General features: G+C 34.9%; 18 protein-coding genes. 17 read left to right on the forward strand and 1 reads right to left on the reverse strand.

The window, feature by feature from the left end:
* The first annotated feature begins 321 nt into the window (after positions 1 to 321).
* From JOD29_RS02470 to JOD29_RS02545, 16 genes are all read left to right on the forward strand, one after another.
* Positions 322 to 588, forward strand: coding sequence for a hypothetical protein (locus JOD29_RS02470; RefSeq protein WP_124761731.1), 267 nt, complete (start codon positions 322 to 324; stop codon positions 586 to 588).
* 12 nt (positions 589 to 600) lie between these two features.
* Positions 601 to 1,491 carry a 5'-3' exonuclease gene (locus JOD29_RS02475; RefSeq protein WP_124761729.1) on the forward strand — a complete coding sequence of 297 codons (891 nt, stop codon included), beginning with the start codon at positions 601 to 603 and terminating at the stop codon, positions 1,489 to 1,491.
* Positions 1,492 to 1,546: 55 nt separating this feature from the next.
* The gene (locus JOD29_RS02480) at positions 1,547 to 1,876 is read left to right on the forward strand and encodes a hypothetical protein (RefSeq protein ID WP_124761727.1); all 330 of its coding nucleotides are present in this window, start codon (positions 1,547 to 1,549) and stop codon (positions 1,874 to 1,876) included.
* 12 nt (positions 1,877 to 1,888) lie between these two features.
* Entirely contained in the window at positions 1,889 to 2,383 is a 495-nt protein-coding gene (locus tag JOD29_RS02485) for a hypothetical protein (protein ID WP_124761725.1), read from the forward strand.
* A complete protein-coding gene (locus JOD29_RS02490) occupies positions 2,380 to 3,480 on the forward strand; it encodes a hypothetical protein (RefSeq protein WP_124761723.1) in 1,101 nt (366 codons plus the stop codon). Before JOD29_RS02485 ends, JOD29_RS02490 begins: the two co-directional genes overlap by 4 nt.
* A gap of 38 nt (positions 3,481 to 3,518) precedes the next feature.
* Positions 3,519 to 3,851, forward strand: a complete 333-nt coding sequence (locus tag JOD29_RS02495; protein WP_124761721.1) for a hypothetical protein — start codon at positions 3,519 to 3,521, stop codon at positions 3,849 to 3,851.
* A 21-nt stretch (positions 3,852 to 3,872) separates the two neighbouring features.
* Entirely contained in the window at positions 3,873 to 4,409 is a 537-nt protein-coding gene (locus JOD29_RS02500; RefSeq protein WP_124761719.1) for a hypothetical protein, read from the forward strand.
* Entirely contained in the window at positions 4,406 to 5,500 is a 1,095-nt protein-coding gene (locus JOD29_RS02505; RefSeq protein WP_158610501.1) for a hypothetical protein, read from the forward strand. Before JOD29_RS02500 ends, JOD29_RS02505 begins: the two co-directional genes overlap by 4 nt.
* 247 nt (positions 5,501 to 5,747) lie before the next feature.
* Positions 5,748 to 6,854, forward strand: coding sequence for a hypothetical protein (locus tag JOD29_RS02510; protein WP_124761715.1), 1,107 nt, complete (start codon positions 5,748 to 5,750; stop codon positions 6,852 to 6,854).
* Positions 6,851 to 7,489: a ThiF family adenylyltransferase gene (locus JOD29_RS02515; RefSeq protein WP_124761713.1), complete on the forward strand. Its 639-nt coding sequence runs from the start codon at positions 6,851 to 6,853 to the stop codon at positions 7,487 to 7,489. Before JOD29_RS02510 ends, JOD29_RS02515 begins: the two co-directional genes overlap by 4 nt.
* 605 nt (positions 7,490 to 8,094) lie before the next feature.
* Positions 8,095 to 10,275, forward strand: a complete 2,181-nt coding sequence (locus JOD29_RS02520) for a reverse transcriptase domain-containing protein (RefSeq protein ID WP_148090318.1) — start codon at positions 8,095 to 8,097, stop codon at positions 10,273 to 10,275.
* 188 nt (positions 10,276 to 10,463) lie between these two features.
* Complete coding sequence (locus tag JOD29_RS02525; RefSeq protein ID WP_205101604.1) at positions 10,464 to 10,622, forward strand: hypothetical protein; 159 nt, start codon at positions 10,464 to 10,466, stop codon at positions 10,620 to 10,622.
* Between the two features lie 31 nt (positions 10,623 to 10,653).
* Entirely contained in the window at positions 10,654 to 12,924 is a 2,271-nt protein-coding gene (gene dnaX, locus JOD29_RS02530; protein ID WP_124761709.1) for a DNA polymerase III subunit gamma/tau, read from the forward strand.
* Positions 12,925 to 12,987: 63 nt separating this feature from the next.
* Complete coding sequence (locus JOD29_RS02535; RefSeq protein WP_158610499.1) at positions 12,988 to 13,860, forward strand: DNA polymerase III subunit delta'; 873 nt, start codon at positions 12,988 to 12,990, stop codon at positions 13,858 to 13,860.
* 218 nt (positions 13,861 to 14,078) lie between these two features.
* A complete protein-coding gene (locus JOD29_RS02540; protein ID WP_124761705.1) occupies positions 14,079 to 14,429 on the forward strand; it encodes a hypothetical protein in 351 nt (116 codons plus the stop codon).
* Between the two features lie 282 nt (positions 14,430 to 14,711).
* On the forward strand, positions 14,712 to 14,981 hold the full coding sequence (locus JOD29_RS02545; protein ID WP_205101606.1) for a hypothetical protein: 270 nt from the start codon (positions 14,712 to 14,714) through the stop codon (positions 14,979 to 14,981).
* A gap of 128 nt (positions 14,982 to 15,109) precedes the next feature.
* Here JOD29_RS02545 and JOD29_RS02550 read toward each other — a convergent pair whose 3' ends face one another.
* A complete protein-coding gene (locus tag JOD29_RS02550; protein ID WP_124761701.1) occupies positions 15,110 to 15,811 on the reverse strand; it encodes a hypothetical protein in 702 nt (233 codons plus the stop codon).
* A gap of 790 nt (positions 15,812 to 16,601) precedes the next feature.
* On the opposite strand from JOD29_RS02550, the gene JOD29_RS02555 reads away from it, so the two are divergent.
* Positions 16,602 to 17,408 (forward strand): hypothetical protein, encoded by an 807-nt coding sequence (locus tag JOD29_RS02555; protein ID WP_124761699.1) that lies wholly within the window; start codon positions 16,602 to 16,604, stop codon positions 17,406 to 17,408.
* Positions 17,409 to 17,792: the final 384 nt, after the last annotated feature.

Raw genomic sequence — 17,792 nt, forward strand, 5'->3', positions numbered from 1 at the left:
ATAGAAAAATAAGCACAACAAAATAATGCTTCATTCTCTAGGAATGCTTTAAAAGTTAAGACCCTTCACCGTCTGGTTAGAGTTAAATAAATAGAATCACAATTCAATATAGACATTCTATCATATTTACAATGATTTGGTATATTTTTAAATAGAATGGTGATATAATTTTTACATACACTTTTTCTTTATTTATTCGCTTAACCAGACGGTGAAAGCTTTTTAACTTTTAAAACTCATTATGAGGTATCTAGCGGGATTCTTATGTCCTTTTGCTATTTCTCTCGTAATGGGTTTTTTATTTTTAGGGGGGAATTAAACGTGCAGGAGAACAAAGATGTAACAGCATTTGGTTGCTGTGCTTTTTGGAAAGTATGCGAACTTGGAACAAAACCATGTGTATACTCTGAAAGCAATCTAGCTAAACAACAAGCGTGTGGTGCTTATAAACGTGCTACACAAGGAAAAACAAGTACTTTAACTTTAGTACAAAAGGAAAAAGAAGTCGTTCAACCTTCTACCGTACCAATCGAAAAAGAAACATCAATTTTCGATTCTAATGAAGATGGACAACTTACTCTATTTTAAGGAGGGCTCGATATGTTAGAGCAAATATCATTGTTTGATGAGTTAATTATTGAAAAAAAAGAGGGGTATTCTAATTGGGTGCTTGTCGATGGGAATAACTTACTGAATCGTTGTTATTACCCAACTGAGAATTCTAACCAATCTGCTCCTGATGGCCGTCCTACAAATGCTGTAACGCTATTTGTGAAGATGATTTTAGGGTATCAAAAAGACTATTCAGCGAATATCGCTGTATTCTTTGATAAAGGGAAAGGATTCCGCAAAAAGTTATATCCCCCCTACAAAGAGGGACGTAAAGAGACACCGGAAAGACTTAAATTACAGTTTCCTCTTATACGAGAAGTATTAGCTGCCGCTAGTATTCCTTATTTTTGGGATGAACAATTAGAGGCAGACGATCTTATTGCTGCTGCATGTAAATCTTTAAGCGGTCATAAGTATGTCATTTCCAATGATAAGGATTTACTACAAGTATTGAGCGATGATGTAACTGTCGTTGTGAGAAATGGTAGTAAAGACAAATTCATGACACCTGAACAATTTGCATTAGATTGGGAAGGATTAGAACCAAAACAAATTTGCGAAATCAAAGCATTAGCTGGTGATTCAAGTGATAATATTCCTGGTGTTGTTGGAATAGGAGATACAGGTGCAATGGCGATTATCAAACAGTTTGGGTGTGTAGAGAACATCACTTTACCACTAACTAACAATTTAAAACGCTACGATAAAAAATTTGAAGGAAGTGCAATGGAGGATGCGAAGTTCTTTAAAGAATTAACAACGCTGAAATCTTGCACACCGCTACAAATTAATAAATATGAGATTAATAAAAAAGGACTCTATGCAATAAGTGAACAACTTGCGATGAGGTCAATTATTAATCTACTCAATAAGGCTTAAAGAAAAGGACTGTTTACAGTTCTTTTTTTGTTGTCATTTTAAGGAGGCTAACGCAATGGAGTTAGATAAATTATGGAATGGGATGGAAAGAGCTCGGGATAAGTCTGTAACGGCCGAGATCTTAGCTTGGACTTATCATAATTATCCCGGTGAAAAAATTAAAGATATCCGAACAAAGTTTGATGAATGGTCAATAGAGGATTTCAAAGAGGTTCTTGAACACCTGGAACATCTACCTCCTTTTGAGGGGGAAGCGGATAAAGAAACCATGTTTGGTTATTCATTTGGAAACCCCGATTTTTATGAAGGTAGCAATCTTACTCTTATGGCTGACTGGATCTGGCATGAGGTAAGTAAACCTAAGAGAAAATCGAAGTTTTTCTAAGGAGATATGTAAATGAAAAGACGACATTTTTATCTAGATATGACTTCTACTCAAATTGGAGAAGGGGATAGATATACGTTAGCGCGTATTATGACACGCTTAACAATGGCTAAAGTTCTAGAAGGAATGGGGCATAACGTGGATGATTTAACTTTTTTTAAATCATGTCAGAACTATGATTATTACTCTCATGACTATAGCGATACATTAGAGGATCTGATTGAATTTTTAGAACTAGCAGACGCCCCATTCGAATGGGATAGTGCTGATAGAATTTTAAAGTTAAATTTCCCAAAAGAAGTTCATGCATATAGTTATCTAGCTTATGCAATTGAATACGGTTGGGGAGAAATGGAAATGGAAATTTTAGAAGATGAAGATGGGAATGAAATAGAGATTGTGGAAGTAACCGATGAAGGATTGGTATTTCGATTAGAGTCCTATAACGGTATTCCCATTGAATTCATGAAAGCATATGCGGAAATGGTAAAGGAGAAAAATTTATGATGAAAATAGTTGCTACTATAAATGAAAATGAATCAGTAAACGTTCAACGTTTTGAAAATGAACTGAAGGTAGGCGAGCGAAATATTCGTTGTTATGATTATTGCTATGCAATGATGGAACAGCTACCAATGAGTGCTATTTTCGAGTACTTATCAAATTCGAATGGACCAATGGGCGATTATTTAAAGGATTTAGAGGAAGAAGGAGAATTCAATAAATTTTTTGAAACAATCCTTAATTCAGTATCTACCGATTGGTATGAGGATAATTCTGAATTTCTTAGATTCCTAGCGGTTATATTACGTCGAACAAACAAAATGAATGTAGATGATCCATTTGTTTTGGACTTTTTACAAGCTATCATTGAACAGCATGATAAGTTAGACATTAATGAACAGTTAGCTACTATTATGATTGGCTTATTAAAGAAGTTTTTAAAACAAGGACCTGCAGAGGATAGTGGTCTTGAATCCAAGAAAAACGCTATTTTTAAAGCCATTCTTCATTCAATACAAGTGGAACACCGAGAGGAATTGAAAAATGTAATTCAAAATGTCATTCCTCATGTAGATGAAAAATGGTTTAGTGAAATGATTTTAAATACGCAGCAGAAAAGTGATAAAAAACTTCATTACTTTGCTGGGAAGATTCCACCAGGTGTATCGTACATGGGAGTTAACTCACAAGGAGTTAGTTACGTGTACGAAGTACCGAAATCAAGAATTCGTGTGAAATATCATGGTGCATCAATCGATGATGTTGGACACCCGCGTTTATTAGCAATTTATAAGATAGGGGAAGATGATAAAATAATTTCCATGAAAATCGTTGCTGTAAAAGAAGGGGAACCAATTAACGATAACATGCAGGTGTTTCGATATCCATTTGCACATGTTTTTGGTGGTGGTAATGTCTGTTGGTATACTTATCGTACTTTAACAAGTGATATGTTGCCACATGTTGCAAACATATTTTTATCAACTGATAACTCAAATCACGGGCGAGGAAATACTTTCGAAATATATAAGGAAAACGAAGGGAAGGACTTTGATGATTCAAAGTTAGAGCCATTCGGATTATTAAATGAAGTGCTATAAAACTTATAGCGCTTCTTTTCTTTTAAGGAGGTATATCAATGGTTGATTTTGATATAAAAAAATTCGCAGATAAATTAGAGGAACAAGCGATTCCGCAAGAAAAAGAACGACTAATCGAACTACATCATCAATATTACTACCAAAATTTTAGTATGATGGGCGAAATTCGAGAGTTATTCGAAGGAACATCTATAGAGGAATTAAAAGCAATATATATGGATGTTTATTTTTCTGGAACTGAAGAATCATCGTGGAATACTCTTTTTGGTGAAGAAATAGAACTTACAGTGGATCAGCAAACATACTGGAATATTCAAAGCAGTTCGCACTACTGGAAAATGCTGAAAGATAAAAAGAAAAGGTTCTTTTAGTCATATTAGGGGGAACTTAAAATGGACAAACGAATTGTAAGACTTTACGAAGAAGAGAAGTTCAACCTTCTTTATATGTATGATTTACTAATCATCTATAAATTAATTGAATCATTCACAGGTGAACGGTTGCCTGATGAAAAGAAGTTCTATTGGAATATGAGATCAGATTATGTGGGAGTGACCGATTTTTGGTATCCTCTTGAAATCTTCTTTGATGAAACTAGAATTGGAGAGGTTGATTACGGAGAGGGTATAAAGAATCCTCAAGGTTTTGTTATGATGCTTCATTCATTGAAAGAAGCACATGAACGAAAAGAAGAAATGTCGGAAGTTCAACTAATTATCCTTGAAAATATTACGGAGGAACTGCTATTGAATTTAGCCATTCCACCTAAACTCGATATGACAAAATTATACTCGCAATTTGATGAAGATAATTTTACGCTGTATGGTCACTTTGAGTTTGGCTCCATATGTATGCATTTTGTTTGCAAGGTTTTATTAGAGGCACATAAAGAATGTGTGAAATTAGTCGAAGGGATAGAACAATTATGACAAAGGTAGTAGTGACAATAGATGAAGGGAAAACACCATCTATTGAAAGATATGAAAATGAAATAAAAGTAGGGAATCGAAAAGTGACGTTGGACACATTGCTTCGAGGTTTTATTCAGGATGCACCAATTGAGTTGGTTTTTGATGTTTTAGTGAATCGACGTTGTGAGGATATGGAAGAATATTTTGATACTATTAGTCCTTCTGAATCAACGAATAGTGGTTATAAATTTCTTTTAACACTTTTCAATCAAATACCACAAGGGTTGATGAATGATGAACTGTTCTCAGATTTTGCATTACTTGTTATTCAGAGAATGGAAGACTCACATATCACAGTCGATGAATTAACACCTATTTTATCAACTTGGGTACAAAAGATTAAGGAAGCCCCAACTCAGCCAGAATATCTCAATTTGTATGTAGACCTATTACAGTATTTTTTAGGATCTCAACAATCTGGAGATATGGAAATTCAAAAAGAGTTGTTGCGTACTCTTTATAAATATATGAAAGATTTAAAAGAAAAGGACAAAATCGATAAATTGGTAGCTTCTCACATTCAACACCTACCAACTAGTTTACTTCTTGACGCTTTAAAAGAAAGAAACGAAGGCAATAACAAGGTTGTATACGGCTTTACGAATGTACCTAAAAATGCATCGTATATCGCAACAACAAGTAAAGGAACGACTTATTTCTACGATATTCCCAAAACAAAAATGAGGGTAAAGTTTCAAGATGTTCCTTTCGAAGATGTGGGACATCCAAGGTTACTATTTGCTATCTCTATAGATAAAAGTGGTGCTGTATATTCTCTAAAATTAGCAGCGTTGAAAGGGAAAAAACCATTAGCAATTGATACTCCTTTATATCATTATCCATATTCAAATGTATATAAAAGTGGTGCAGTTTGTTGGAGTGGGTTTCGTGAATTGCCGATTGATCAGATTCCGTTGATGTTCCTATCAACTCCAAATAATAATCATTTAAACGACAACACATTATCGTTGTTTGAAAAGTATAAAGGGAAAAACTTCCCTGATACTCGTTTAATTGAAATGAATGCAAAAGTGGAAGATTGGTGCTAATACAAATGTAGGTAGCAATAATAGGAAGTTGTTGTTGCTCTTACCAATTTTTTTAGCTATAATTTTTATATATCTTGATTTATGAATTTATTAACGCTTAACCATACGGTGAAAGCGCATTTCAAACACTTCTTCGATTAAGTGTTCAAACTAATCCTATTTAAAGGAGTTAGTCTGTTCAAATTTATCGAAGGAGTGTTTTTTTATTATTTTCAAGATAAATTTAAATTTTAAGGGAGTTTTTATAATGGAAGAATTATCAATTTTCGACATCGGTATTGAAGATGTTATTACTGAGGAAGAGAAAAAGAAAGAGGAAGCACAAAAAAATTCAATTGCTGCTAGAGCAAAAGCTGCTGCTACTCCAAAAGAAAAGAAAAAAGTTGAACCAATCTATGTACAAGGTGATTGGACAATTCACTTTGCAACCGAAAGTTTCCGAGTGGAAGATTTCGTAGATGAAATTCCAGAACAAGGTGTAACCCTGGAAGAAGTTCGCGAGGGGATTGAACGTCACTTCCCTCAATTTAGTGCAGCACGTACTAAGTGGGACGTAGATAAAGATAATAAGCGTTTATTCCCTGATGCATTTGCGGGAAGTAAAGGCGCTGTTTCAAAAGAAGGTCGTTTTACGCCTTCTTTTTTTATTTCAGCAGAAGAAGCTTTTGAGTCTAATAAAATCTATCGCTATATTCTGAGTGGTGACGGGAATGTATTGTCGGTTCATCAATCAGGGTACGGTACCATGATTGCACCAACTATTAAGGTTAGCGATAAAATGGTTGAAAAAGCCTTAGATGATTTAGGTTTTCCAAGTCTTGAAGCGTGTCCAGTAACACCTGCTTCTTTTGAGTGGATCTTACCTAAAATTCCAAATAAGTTTTTACGTCAAATCGTAGGATTTTTCCGTTCGTTTATTACGGAGGAACATGAATACGAAGTAGCTGTAAAAATCTATTTTGATATGGAAAAAGAAAAGTATGTACTTGATGTACCCGAGCAAATCGTTACTCCCGTATACATTTCTATGATTAACACTCCTGAATACACAGGCCAAAACGCTAGTCGTTATTTACCTGTCATGGAAGTTCATAGTCATAATGTAATGCGAGCGTTCTTTTCAGATACGGACGATGCAGACGAACAAGGGAATAGTACAACATTCGGTGTTTATGGTGTGTTAGGACGATTAAATCTAAAAGAATACGAAATGGTATTCCGCGCAAAAATGCGTGACGATGAAATCCGAATCCAACCGGAGCAATTATTCGAACTAGATGTAGAACGTGATGATTACTCTTATCCGAAACATTGGAAAACAAAGGTGACAACGAAAGAAGGGTTTTACTTATGAAAATCGTAAACAACTTTAATTTTGATATTGTTATACTAGGGGCAGGAGCGAATGGATCTCATTTCTTTCGCAATTTGCTACAAGATATGGCTACTTACGGTTCACGTTTACAGCTTACACGAATTTTAATTGCTGATGGTGACCGAACGGAAAAGAAAAATCTCGATAATCAACTTTTTGATGAAGAGGATATAGGTGAATTTAAAGTAACAGCTCTAGCTGAACGCTACGGTGAACACTACGGCATTGACATATTAGCAGTACCAGAATATATCACGGATTGTGAAATGTTAGACCGATTGTTTGCTAATGACGGCCGATTCAAAATATTAATCGGTTGTGTAGATAACAATAGAACTCGTCAATTATTCAATGACTATTTCAACCATGTCGATGATTTACTTTACATCGATGCTGGAATTGAAGGCGTTATGGTGAAAGAAGAAATTGACGAAAATATACCGTCACACCAAAGAGATAAAATGATTATCGGTAGTGGATTCTCAGGTCAAGTTGTCGTTGGGTTCAAAGCAAAAGGGGAAGTGATTTTACAACCTCTTTGTGAACTATATCCTAATGTATTAACTGATACTGAATCGGTGTTTCCTACGGGGCGACAGATGATGTCTGCATAGTAATGTGCTATTGAGCACTATAGCGGTGTAACGCTATAACCTAGTCCTACCCTTTCAATATGGATTACCACATATTGAATGGTCAAGCTTGGTAGGTAAAAGGCGGGTCAATCGAAGCTAAGGTTCAGTGACGATGTTTCCCAACAAGGTGAGAGAGTCTATGGTTAATCGGTTATTGGTGAAGTTGAGGTTAGTGGGGTCTAAAGACGCCCAAAGCGAAATAGAACCTTGTAACGCTTTTCTGTTCATTGCTTTCTTGTGCGTGGGAAGAAGGCAATCTTTATCTAAGGATTTGGAGCGAAACATTACACATGTTATCACTCGAACGGACACATGTACAGATTGTATAAGCACCTGAAAACAACCTAAGGATTCTTGCTACGTACTATACAGATAACCTGCAAAGGTAACTTGAATGGAGAATGGTGAATATTTCATGAGAGTCAAGTTACTCAAAGATGCGTTAGAGTAATCTGCGATTGGTAAATAGAGACAAAATCTCTATTGAACCCATCTATCAGAATGGATGGTAGGGAGTAACCCAATCACACCTATATTGAGGAATATAGGATACTACCTATTTGGTGACAAATAGACTAGTACTGGTGAATGATGCAAGGCCAAATCAAAGCAACTTCCGAATAGATGTTAGGAGGCGAAGCCCCATATTTAACGCTACGGAAAGAATTGCTTACTTATCCAAGATAGCTAAATCAAATAAAGAAATTAAATTTAAGAAACTGTTTCCAATCTTATTAAAAGAGGAATTTCTTGAACTAGCATATGCGAAAATCGCTAACAATAAAGGGTCAATGACGGCTGGAGTAGATGGTGTAAATAAAAACCAATTGGAAGATAAAGAAACTCGAAGCAATTTTCTTAAAGATGTAATTGAAGAAATTGCAAAGGAAACCTATCAACCTCTCCCAGTTAGAAGAGTGGAAATACCAAAGAGAAATAGCAATAAAAAGCGCCCTCTAGGTATACCAACCTTTAAAGACCGAATTATTCAATCAGCGATTAAAATCATTCTCGAAGCTATTTACGAACCAATATTCAGTGTATCTTCACATGGTTTCAGACCTAGAAGAAGTTGTCAAACGGCTATTCATACAATTATATGTAGGAAATATGATTGGGTAGTAGAAGGAGATATAAAAGGATGCTTCGATAACATCGAGCATTCTAAGTTGATCAATATCCTACGTCAAAGGATTGCAGATGAAAAGTTTATTAATCTAATTAATAAATTTCTCAAGTCTGGATACCAAATGGGATACGGAATTGATGGAAAGAATCCTATTTACTATACAGAACAAGGAACTCCACAAGGAGGAATTGTCAGCCCAATCCTCGCTAATATCTTTTTGCATGAATTCGATAAATACATGGAAACACATCTATGTAATATGAAGGAAGCAAAAGCTAGCAAGGAATATACTTTCTACCGAAATAAAATTGCCAGGTTAAGTAGAGCGATTAGCGATAATAAAACCCCCTACCATATGACATTGGAACCTATGGATGAAAACGATGGAATAAACTTCATCGTCAATTCTAAAGAGGAAGCCATGAATAAGGTAGAGGAAATTAGAATTGCTAGGAAAGCTACAGAATACCAAAGCAAAGAATATAAACGTATGTCAAATAGAATAAATGCCTTAAAAAGACACATTGAACAAAACAAACCATTTCCTTACCAATCTGCAAAGAATGGTGAAGAAAGGGTAAGGTTTAATACTAGAGAAGAAATGATTAGTAAATTGCTAGAATACAAGAAGAAAGCAAAGCATGTTCCTAGATACGATAAAGAAGATTACTTCAACAACAAAAGTGTTGGGTATGTCAGATATGCTGATGACTTTGTAATTCTCCTAGGAAATCATACGAAGAAAGAAGCCAAGAAAGTAAAGGAAGTTATTACAGAATGGTTCGGTAAAGAACTGTCTCTATCACTAAGTGAGGAGAAGACATTAATAACTCATAGTACAAAAGGCTTCAGATTCCTAGGCTATGACATAGTTAACATTCCTAAACAAGATGGTATAGGATATCGCAATTTCTCTAAAGTTTATGTTCCACGAGATAGAATCAAGGAATTAACTGAAAAACTCGACAATCTACTTATTCTGCATTATGAATATCCTCTATTTGACCTGATAACAAGGCTAAATAGAGTAATTAGTGGCTGGAGCAATTATTACAAAATCTGCAATAATTGGTCCTCTGTAAGCAGTAAATTAGACCACCGATTATCCTGGAAAATCATACATTGGGTTGGAAGGAAACATAAGTGTAAAATCACGAAAGTTTACGAAAACCACGTTGTCAAAACAGAAGCCTACGGTGCAACATACAAGCAAAGAATTGTTGATACCATTGGTGAGAAAACAGTAGTTTTGAGGAAATTCTTTGATTACAAATTCACTACTACAAAGGAACTGAACAATAAAATAAGAAACCTTTCAAACGGGGAAACAGAAGAATATAACGTAGCTCTCGAATTGGATTATCTTTTACAAGAAACCGCAAAGGTTAAAAGAGGATACTCACCAAGAGAGTTTTATAAAATAGCGGAAGAAAATGGATACCAATGTAGTCATTGTGGGAATAGCACAAATGACCTCATAGTTCATCACACAAGATTAGTAAAAAGGCACTCTAGGAAGGATTCAAAAGCTATTGCTGAATCCACCCAACAAGTACCAAAGATACTTCTTTGCGTTGAATGTCATAAAAAGGTACACCCAAATTCTAAAGCCATTAAAACATTAGCTAAAGGATAAGCTTTGAATGGTCGCGAGCCGTATGCTGTGAAAGCAGCTCGTACGGTTCTAACGGGGGCTTGAGGGAAACGTGCCAATATCATTGGTAACGCGCTCTCATTCTACCCACTCAAGCTTGCGCGGAAATCATCAATAACCCACAACGATTAGAAACTAATAAAATGGCCGCGCAAATGTTGAATATCGTAATGAATAATCTTTTCCATACGGGAGAGGTTCATCAATACGAAATTACATTCAATGCGCGATATGGAACTTCGAATGCTAAGTTTATTGATAAACGAGTAGAGAAGTATTTTAAGGAATTGATGGCTGCTGAAAGTACGAAAACCATTACAGCAAGCTGAACATAACTCAAATTATAGGGGGAAGTAAAAGATGACAACATTATTTGGAGAAAATGTTATACCAAAACACCAAGCATTATATAGAAAATACCGTCCGAACGCATTTGACGGGTTAATTGGACAAGATCATGTGAAAACGACGCTAGCGAATGCTATAGCTCACGGTACAGTATCACATGCTTATTTGTTCACAGGACCGCGTGGTACAGGGAAAACAAGTACAGCAAAACTTTTCGCAAAAGCCTTAAATTGTGAGCACCCAAATGGAATTAATCCATGTGGTCAATGTGCTTCATGCCTTGAGGAAGGTACGGATATTATCGAACTTGATGCTGCTAGTAATAACAGTGTAGATGATATTCGTCAACTACGTGAAAACGTGATACTTGCTCCGATGAACGGAAAATACAAAATTTATATATTAGACGAGGTCCACATGCTCACGTCTCAAGCGTTTAATGCTTTCTTAAAAACACTTGAAGAACCACCAGCGCATGCCATCTTTATTCTAGCAACAACAGAAGTTCATAAGTTACCGGCAACGATTTTATCTCGTTGTCAACGCTTTGATTTCCGTCGTATTTCGAACAATGCTATTGTTGATCGTTTAAAATACGTGTTAGAACAAGAAGGGCGAGTAGCTGAAGATACAGCGTTAAATCTTATCGCTCAAGTATCTGCAGGAGGTATGCGTGACTCTTTAAGTTTGTTAGATCAAGCATTATCTCGAAAAGAAAATGCAAATCATCCAGTATCACTTTCTGATGTTTTAGCATTAACAGGTGCTGTTGATGTTCGTGTTATCGGACAACTAATTGCTTTAATTGCTGAAAAGAAAACAGAGGAAGCCTTAACTCATTTCAATCAATGTTTTGAGTCAGGCAAAGAACCAAAATTCTTTATTGAAGAATTGATGATTTATTTACGTGATATTTTAGTGTTCAAGAAACTAGGTGCTAATGCAACCTTGAAAAAAGGGTACACAGATGAAAACTTCCGAGCAGTCGCAGAACGTGTAAGTGTAGAAAAAATCTACGTGTATTTAGAAGAACTTCAACAAACGTTAAGTAATTCGAAATTCCATCACGACTTACAATTGCTAATGGAGATGACAATCATCCGTATGATTAATGGTGAACAAGCTTCATTACAAGAGCAAATCAATGAGTTACGTGCCATGATCCAAAATGGTGTCGTTGCTCAACCAGTTGCTTTGCAACAAAGCCCTGTAGTAGTGAATGAATCACCATCTCAAATAAATGAATCATTGATGGAAATTCCATCTACTGAGCTTGCTGATTTATATGTAGCTTCAACTGAACCTACTCAAATGGAAGAATCTGAAGTAGTGCCATCATTTGATACGGCTCAACAGAATGTATCGATGGACGTTCCTTCAATTGAAGAATTTTCAATAAATGTACCTTCATTTGATACTTCACAATTTGAGTCTCAAGTGGCATCATTTGAAACATCTCAAATCGACTTAGCACCAATGGATATGTCATTATTTGAGACAGCTCAAGTAGAAGTGCCATCCTTTGAAAATTCTCTAATTAACGCACCAGAGATGGAGATTGAAACAATAGAATCTAATTCAGGAGTTGTTCCTACGTTTGAAACATCTCAAGTAGGAAACGTTCTGGTACCGGGCCAAGAAATAGCTCAAATTTCAGAACCGACTAATGATGATGTAGTCGTTCTTGATGATCCAATAGGATTTATGAATTTAGCAATAGAAGCAAATAAAAATGGTATTGATTGGACTACTCAAATTCCAAGTGAGGTCGAATCAACTGTTCAATTGGTAGAACCTTCAACAAATATTCTTGAAGAACCGCTAGTGATTGAACCATCAATAGTTGAACCACCGTTGGAAGAAAATCCATCAATCGAAATGTTTGTGGAACCACCTGTTGAAGATACGATGGAACCAGGTGTGAATGAAATTACACCTCCAACAAATGTAATTCTTTCAGATAAAGAACAATCCGTTCTAAATGAGTTGCGTACAGCGACTAAACCGATGAAAGAAGAATTCAACAAGGTATATGAATCCATTATCAATGAACTAGCCAATTTAAATCTTTCTACGAAAAGCATCTTCCGTGAATTTAGAGTAGGTGCGGTGAATGAGAATACAGTTATTCTTGTTCATACGGAGAAAATTAAGGTAATGCTCATTGATAAAGTGGGACACAAAAATAAAGTTAAAGAGGCATTCGAAAACGTGTATAAACCTCTTGCTTTTATTCCAATTACGGAAGCAGAGTGGAATACTGTTATCTCTACTTTCCGGTAAGAAATGTTCATAAAAGATAGGCACTCAATAGCCTATCTTTTATCATTATTAGGGGGAAACAAGATGTCAAAACAATTATTTGAAAATTTAATTCAAACTAATAGATTAAGCCATGCCTACTTTTTAGAAGGTGGGAACGGGGAAGATTTTGCTTTATGGTTAAGCAGTCGAATTCTATGTGAAGGTCATGATGAAGAAGAATGTCTAACTTGCCGACGTATTTATCACTACAATCATCCTGATGTAGTGATCATCCGACCAGAAGGACTTGCAATTAAAGTGGATCAAATCCGCGCATTGCATGAAAAAGCAGCTTATAAGAGTGCTGATGGCAATGGACAAGTGTTCATCATTGTTGGTGCCGATAAAATGAATCCTCAAGCAAGTAATGCACTTTTAAAATTCTTAGAAGAACCGAAGCCGGATGTCACTATCTTGCTATTAGGGGAATCAAGAGAATTATTACTCGAAACAATTAAAAGTCGGGTGCAAGTTGTGAGATTACCAGAATATCAAGGCTTTATGAAATCGGCCATTGAGCGAGGATTAACATTTGAAAGTCTTGGTTTATTTGAGGAAATTCACGCAACTGTAGAACAAGCAGAAGAATATAAAGAGGTTGCAGATAAGTGGGTTGCTACGATCCGTGATACTTTCGACTCTTCAAAACTACAAGCACTCCAAAAAGTACAAACGTGGGAAAAGCTCTTTGAGGGAAAAGAACAACGTAACCTTTGTTTACGTTTAGTCCAATCCTATGTCAAAGCGTTATTTTCCGAAAAGAAAGGTGCATATCATTTGTGGGGGAATGTACCAAATATTGAATGGAGTCATCTTGTACAATGGGGAAAAGCCCTTGATGAATTAACAAGAGGGTTACATTCTAATGGTCATTTCACGTTACAGTTGGAAAACTTTGCAAAAAAGGTGTTATAATCAATTACAATGATTTAACGGTTTATCAGCAGATAAACCGTTTTCTTTTTATAATATAAGCAAGGATGGATAGAGGGAGAATTATGGTAAGTTTATTTCAAAAAGTATTAGCTCGATTTAATGACCCTCAATTATAAGTAAATTTTATTAAGGCTGTAAGGGACCAATAAACATTAAGTCTAAAGATAAAGGAATATTTCATAGTTAGTAGGTGTCGCATGAAAAACCTAAGAATTTCTATTGTTATTATCCTCCTAATCATCGTAGTGGGTTCATATTTCGATGTAACTTTTAAAAACTTAACAGTAGAAGAAGCTGAACAAATTGCTTTAAAGGATGCTATTGCAAATGGCTATGATACAGCTACCTTATGGAAAGAATTTAATACTCAAACGACGAAACGATATATTTACTCTGAAAAATATGAAAAAGACGTGAAAATCTGGCAAGTGAATTTAGATACTACTGACCATCCGGATAACATACCAGCATTCGTTTATTACATTAAAGAAGATACAGGTGAAATTATTGGATTCATCAATGTTGTCGATAATGTAGTCGAAAAATAAACTATTAGATTAATAGATCTTGACGAGATCAATCTTTTTTCTTATAGTGAAACTATCTATACTACACATTAACTTTTCGCTATAATCATACGGTGAATAGCTTTTAAAGCACTCTCGAAGTGTTCATGCTAATCTCTTAACGGGATTGGACTGAACATTTATCGGAAGTGCTTTTTTGTGTACTTATAGACAAATAAATTTGATGATGATAAATATGGGTATGAATCAAATTTCGATTCAAAAGATCGAAAAACAGCAACGTTACTTGAACCAATTCTAACAATGATCTTGAATTCAGATAGTATAACTATAATTGAAAAAATAGAGTTGTTAGTCAAATTATATAAGACAAATAATTTAAAATTAGCACATTTAGTATATGGGTTTTTACTTAAATTCGATGAATTTCTTGCAGAACAACTAAGTGAACGTAAATCACGGGAAATTAAAGAGGCCTATGAAAAGGAAATGCAATTGAGAATTAACAAGCATGATATGTATGACGAGTATGATGATTATCCTTACCAGTTTGATGAGGACGGTACTCCTTGAAAGATGAAGGTTGAGTAGTAACTACAAATCTTCGTAGGATAGATATTTTAATGATATAGAAAAAGGGATGACTGCCAATGTTTAGCGGCCATCCCTTTTATTTAAGATAAAAGTCTTATCTATAAATTTTAAATGTCCCAGCTATAATAAAAGTCTATTGTACAAATTCTATTAGTACCTGTGACTGTCCCCTTAAAAACTCCAACAGAATCCCAAAAATCTGATTTACTTGTTGTATTAGCCTTCCCGCTGTAATGGTTAAATGTCATATTATATGTTGCATTGGTAGTAATTGTTGATAAAACAGTAGTAGCAGCAGAAATCAGTGCAGAAGCCTTTATAGAAGGTTTATCGTCAAAAAGGAAAGCTGCTGAGAGAGCTGCAGCTACTGCAACAACCGTTAATTGTGTACTTAAAAATTTCACTTGAGAAACATCATAGTATTTATGTACCCAAACACTCTGTCCTGGGCTGCCGATTTTATACGTTGGATAAGATGCTAACGCACTGATATTATTTTGTACTTGTATCTGTGAGTCAACTGGTTTTCCTTTTCCGCTTGTAATAATCGCTACAATTTCACCATCTACAGAAAATTCCCCTGTTTTAGTGTTATGTTCCGCAATAACAGTTTCATCATTATAAGTAAATTCAAATTTAGTAACATTCTCTTCTTTACTTTTTAATGCCTTAATCTCTGGTTCTACTATTAAATCATTTTTTTCTAGTACCTGTTTTGAATCAATATTTTCTGCCGCACTTGCAAAATTTGGCGCAACACTACCAAAGCCTATTAAACATGCTAAAGATAAAGAAATAGCTTTTTTCATCAAAGTACCCCCATTTTTACAACAATTAGTAGTAGTAGTATTATTTTGATATTTCGAAAATCCTATTTATCGTCAGTAAAGACGATATAAACTATTGTAAATACAGAGATTAAAAGAATAATTCTTCCTATTATATTTACAATTTCACTATTGAACCCGAATATGTCGAGATTCATCATAAATCCACCAATTAGAGCTAATAAGGCAAAAACTTTTTTTATAGATTTTCTATTATTAATAGTAACCCCTCCTTAATATGGTGTAATTTTTTTGCCCATTTGGTAAATTTTTATATAATATTGTAATATTTACCAATATATATTTGATATTATACATATATTTATTTCACGTATTCTATGAGTTCAAAGTATGATTTTATATAGAGAACTATATAGCAGATGACCTAATTATTAACAGTACCTAACATTACATTTACCCTATTTTTCATATTTTTCACATTCCGATAGGCTATCTAGTTGTTTACATTTTAGGCCTTGATTTATGAACTACCCGCATTTCTTGACGAAAACTAACTTTTTACTTATAGTGAAACCATCTATATTACACATTTAACTTTCCGCTATAACCATACGGTGAATAGCTTTTAAAGCACTTTCGTAAGTGTTCATATTAATCTCTCAACGGGATTGATCTGTTCATTTATCGGGAGTGCTTTTTTGCGTGCCTTATAGATAAATTAGAGCGGGTTGGATTGCTATCAATTAACATAAAGAGTCCTAACGGTATTGAGTATTCACTAAATAGGCTTTCCATCGAAGAAACTAAAAGGATGTCTGAACTAAAAGTAGAAATTATGAATTGTATCGCAACATTATTAAAGAGCTTTTATGAACAAACAGGGGTTATAAATGACCCGAATAAAATAGGACAGCTAATTTCAGATTCAAGAATGAATGGTGGTGATGCAGGTGATTCAAGAATTCCAAATCTTTATGAATCATATCAAACTATTTATAGCAATTTAGTTCCTGTACTATTATATAAATGGGAGAAGAATGGTGAGCAGCTCGTTATCAAAGAAGAGCGAGTCTTTATTGAGGACTTCTGGTCTATAACCTTACCTGTAGCTTACATACCGATATGGCCTGATTCACAAAGCATCCACCAGTATATAATTCATTTTGCTATTAATAGTCAAAAACAATCAGGTTATATTTTGTTTGCCTCTCAGGAAGCCTCTGCAATTTTTGATGTGGCAATTGGAACCTTAATAAAAACCATTGATTCTCCATATGCTGACACATGGGGTAATGCAACGAGCAGTTATGTTGAAATTAATCCATCTGTTGGATATACGAATGATGGGGATAAGCATCTTTTCTCCATTCAAACCAGTTGGAGTGGTTCTGTAACCAAGGTTCAGTTTGAACAAAAAACGGGTGCAAACCCTTGGATGGTATTTGGAAGGTACAGAATGTTTATTGATTGCAACCATAATATTACTGAGTTCCTATCACAGTTACATTCTCAAGGGGACATTTGGTTACTTGGAAAGGTATTGTCGCTTATGAGTACTAAAGATAGTTCAGCATACTCTGAAATTGAAAAGTTGACCGGAGTAAAGGTGACATATTAATTCAAGGGAATAGAATACGCTCTAGGGTTCTAGGATAACAAATGCCGTTAATGAAGGAGGTTACTACATCCCGTTAACGGCTTTATTTATCTCGAGCCCGCAAATATAATTTAGCCATTAAAACGAGTAAGGTGAATCGTATCACGAGTAAATGTTGCATTGTAAAAGGGTTAAGAGCATATTAGAAGAAATTATTAATTCCAATTCAACAACAGATTACATTAGAATTACACCATTTTATATAAACGAACAATTAAATCATCAAATTGTATTTGAAGAATATATGTTATATAGAATGTAGAGACTGGTTTGACAAGGAAGACTAGGAAAAGCACATAAAAGATATTGATGTTCCAGATATACAAAGACAACTTAATGATTTGG

The organism is Lysinibacillus composti, assembly GCF_016908465.1.
GTDB lineage: Bacteria > Bacillota > Bacilli > Bacillales_A > Planococcaceae > Ureibacillus > Ureibacillus composti_A.

Bases quoted from the DNA above. Each gene is read 5' to 3' on its own strand.
- JOD29_RS02555 (WP_124761699.1), top strand. From the start codon at position 16,602: ATGTCTGAACTAAAAGTAGAAATTATGAATTGTATCGCAACATTATTA.
- JOD29_RS02540 (WP_124761705.1), top strand. From the start codon at position 14,079: ATGAAAAACCTAAGAATTTCTATTGTTATTATCCTCCTAATCATCGTA.
- JOD29_RS02510 (WP_124761715.1), top strand. From the start codon at position 5,748: ATGGAAGAATTATCAATTTTCGACATCGGTATTGAAGATGTTATTACT.
- JOD29_RS02545 (WP_205101606.1), top strand. From the start codon at position 14,712: ATGATCTTGAATTCAGATAGTATAACTATAATTGAAAAAATAGAGTTG.
- dnaX (WP_124761709.1), top strand. From the start codon at position 10,654: ATGACAACATTATTTGGAGAAAATGTTATACCAAAACACCAAGCATTA.
- JOD29_RS02475 (WP_124761729.1), top strand. From the start codon at position 601: ATGTTAGAGCAAATATCATTGTTTGATGAGTTAATTATTGAAAAAAAA.
- JOD29_RS02500 (WP_124761719.1), top strand. From the start codon at position 3,873: ATGGACAAACGAATTGTAAGACTTTACGAAGAAGAGAAGTTCAACCTT.
- JOD29_RS02535 (WP_158610499.1), top strand. From the start codon at position 12,988: ATGTCAAAACAATTATTTGAAAATTTAATTCAAACTAATAGATTAAGC.
- JOD29_RS02525 (WP_205101604.1), top strand. From the start codon at position 10,464: ATGAATAATCTTTTCCATACGGGAGAGGTTCATCAATACGAAATTACA.
- JOD29_RS02495 (WP_124761721.1), top strand. From the start codon at position 3,519: ATGGTTGATTTTGATATAAAAAAATTCGCAGATAAATTAGAGGAACAA.
- JOD29_RS02480 (WP_124761727.1), top strand. From the start codon at position 1,547: ATGGAGTTAGATAAATTATGGAATGGGATGGAAAGAGCTCGGGATAAG.
- JOD29_RS02485 (WP_124761725.1), top strand. From the start codon at position 1,889: ATGAAAAGACGACATTTTTATCTAGATATGACTTCTACTCAAATTGGA.
- JOD29_RS02550 (WP_124761701.1), bottom strand. From the start codon at position 15,811: ATGAAAAAAGCTATTTCTTTATCTTTAGCATGTTTAATAGGCTTTGGT.
- JOD29_RS02490 (WP_124761723.1), top strand. From the start codon at position 2,380: ATGATGAAAATAGTTGCTACTATAAATGAAAATGAATCAGTAAACGTT.
- JOD29_RS02515 (WP_124761713.1), top strand. From the start codon at position 6,851: ATGAAAATCGTAAACAACTTTAATTTTGATATTGTTATACTAGGGGCA.
- JOD29_RS02505 (WP_158610501.1), top strand. From the start codon at position 4,406: ATGACAAAGGTAGTAGTGACAATAGATGAAGGGAAAACACCATCTATT.